Annotated in this window: 2 protein-coding genes; both read left to right on the top strand. The window is 68.3% G+C overall.

The genetic code is table 11. The features are described from left to right. Window positions 1-313: 313 nt before the first annotated feature. Window positions 314-1,885 (top strand): IS21 family transposase, encoded by a 1,572-nt coding sequence (gene istA, locus ACZ6SA_RS49165; RefSeq protein ID WP_347650932.1) that lies wholly within the window; start codon window positions 314-316, stop codon window positions 1,883-1,885. Between the two features lie 70 nt (window positions 1,886-1,955). After that, entirely contained in the window at window positions 1,956-2,735 is a 780-nt protein-coding gene (istB, locus tag ACZ6SA_RS49170; RefSeq protein WP_347650931.1) for an IS21-like element helper ATPase IstB, read from the top strand. Window positions 2,736-2,964: the final 229 nt, after the last annotated feature.

The raw sequence follows: 2,964 nt of genomic DNA on the forward strand, positions 1-2,964 counted from the left end.
GCGTGGGTGTCGGCGTCGCGGCTGCCGTCGGGTAGGGCCTTGGGCGAGGCGGTGTAGACGGCTGCCGGGGTGGCGCGGCGCGGCAGGGACCGGTGCGGGCGGCTGTAAGCGGACGTCAGGAACCACCAGCCGACGGACTCGCTTGTGCAGCTGGGTGGACATAGGGGTGCTGACTGTCGGTCATCGGAAATGCTGGTCGATGGCCTGGTAAATCTCTTGATCGCGTCCGTGTCGGGTGGTCGCGTTTCCCTGTTGTCGGGTTTGAGTGGCAGGTATGGATCTTTGCCACTCCGACCGATGAGAGGGGGCGCGGGTGACCAAATCCGACCGGGAACTGATGGAGATCTTCGCGGCCTACGACCTGACCAAGTGCACGTGGTCGGCCGCGCAGTTGGCGGGATGCCATCCCAAGACTGTTCAGCGGTATGTGGCGATGCGCGAAGCTGGGGGCATCGCGCCGCCGCCGACGTCACGGCCGAAGTCGATCGACCCCTTCCTCGTCAAGATCGAGGAGAAGGTGGAGCGCTCAGGCGGCAAGGTCCGAGCTGACGTTGTCCACAAAGACCTGCTCGCGATGGGTTTCCGCGGTTCGGAGCGGACCACCCGGCGGGCCGTCGCGGCGATCAAGGAAGCCTGGCGATCGGGTCGGCGACGTGTCTACCGGCCCTGGATTCCCGAGCCGGGGATGTGGCTGCAGTGGGACTGGGGCGAGGGACCACGCATCGCCGGACGCCGGACACAGCTGTTCTGCGCCTGGCTGACCTGGTCGAGGTTCCGGGTGGTGCTGCCGGCCTGGGATCAAACGCTGGGCTCGTTGACCGCCTGCCTGGACGCGACGCTTCGGATCATCGGCGGGGCGCCCACCTATCTGCTGACCGACAACCCGCGCACGGTCACCGTCGAGCACATCGCCAAGATCCCGGTCCGGCACCCGCAGATGGTCGAACTCGGCCGCCATTACGGGTGCGTGGTGCACACCTGCGAGCCGTTCGACCCCGAATCCAAGGGCGGGGTCGAGAATACCGTGAAGATCGCCAAAGCCGATCTGGTGCCCACCACCACAAACCTGCGCTCCAGCTACGGCAGCTTCGCCGAACTCGAGGACGCCTGCGCCCGCTGGGCCGAGCAGATCAACCACCGCACGCACCGCGCCACCCACCGGCTGCCCGCCGACATGCTCGAGGAAGAACTCGCCCACCTGCACCCACTACCCGCCGACCCCTACGCACTGGCGCTGGGCGAGGAACGCCTGGTGGGCGACGACCGCACCGTCCGCTGGGGCGATGTCCGCTACTCGGTGCCGCCCGGGCACGAAGGCCGGAAAGTCTGGTGCCGGGTGCACGGCGACGAGCTCGTCATCGTCGGCCGCCGCGTGCACGGCACCCCCGGTGAGCAGCAAAGCAGCGGCACCGGGCTGGCCGAACTCTGGCGTCACCAGCTCTCCACCCCAGGCCGGCCCCGTATCGTTGAGGCCCACTACCCTGACCACCCCGGTGGCAACGGACCACGCCAGCCCAAAGCACGCCCACAGAGCAAAGCCGAGGAACGCTTCCTGGCCATCGGCCCGGGCGCCGAGGCCTGGCTGATCGAAGCCGCGGCCACCGGAGTGGCCCGCATCCGCGCCAAGATGGCCCGCGCGATCGAACTGGCCTCGCTGGTCGGCACCGAGCGCGTCGATGCCGCGCTCGGCCTGGCCGCCATCAACGGCCGCTTCGGTGAGACCGACCTGGCCTCCATCTGCGACCATCTGGCCCGCAGCTCGGCCGCCGGTCCCATCTCGGTCGCCGATGAGAAGCACTCGGCCCAGCCCGGCACCGCCTCCTGGGCCGCCGTCCGCGCAAACTCCCCGGCCCGCCGCAACCAAGGCCACAACGACCAGCAATGACCAGGCCGCCGACATCAACCACCATGCCGACCTCGGCCGCCTGACCACCAACAACACTCGGAGACTACACATGAGCGTTTCGCTTCCCAAGGCGCCACCCGTCCCGGCCGAGCTGGAAGCTCTGTTCACCCGGATGCGCTTCCCCTACGCCCGCAAAGCCGCACCCGATGTCCTGGCCACCGCCCGCGCTCAGCGCTGGGATCCGGCCGAGGTGGTGCGCGTCCTGCTCACCGAGGAAGTCGTCGGTCGTGATGGCGCCACCCGGCGCAGCCGCCGAAAGAGCGCGAACCTGCCCAACGGCAAGACCTTCGACTCCTGGAAGAGCGAACTGTCGTCTATCCCGCAGGCCACCCAGAACGCGCTGCGCACCCTGGAATGGGTCGGCCGCCGGGAGAACTGCGTGATCTCCGGCCCGTCTGGCAGCGGCAAGACCCACTTCATGGAAGCCCTCTGCCACGAGGCCATCGACGCGGACCTGCGCGTGTCCTGGTTCACCCTGGAGACCCTGGCCGTCACCGTCGGCCGGGCCAAAGTCGACAGCAGCGTCGCCCGCACCATCGCCAAGATCTGCCGCTCCGACATCATCGTGGTCGACGACATCGGCCTGCTCCCGGTCAGCCACGAGACCGCCGAAGCTTTCTACCGCCTGGTCGACGCCGCCTACGAACGCCGCAGCCTGGCCGTCACCAGCAACATCCACCCCTCTGGATTCGACACGATCATGCCCAAAACGATGGCCACCGCCACCGTCGACCGCCTCATGCACCACGCTCACATGGTCGAGACCAGCGGCGAATCCCACCGCCTGGCTGAAGCCCTCGCCGGCAGAGGCGTCGTTCCGCTGACTTGATCAAAGGCCACCAGCCTCAGCTCGTGACCCATCCCCCCACGGCCACCCACCAGCACTTCTACTGGCCGTCAGACGGCACTGCGACGACCGCCCAGCGGCAGATCATGTTGTCCGTTCACAGCGGCGGTGGTTGCAGGCATCGGCGAAGCGGTCGAGGAGTGTCTGCAGGTCGGCCAGTGTGGCCGGCTGGTCGGGCTGGGCGCGCAGCCAGTTCTTCATGGTCTGCTGG

The sequence above is a fragment of the Nonomuraea sp. NPDC049378 genome, assembly GCF_055586745.1.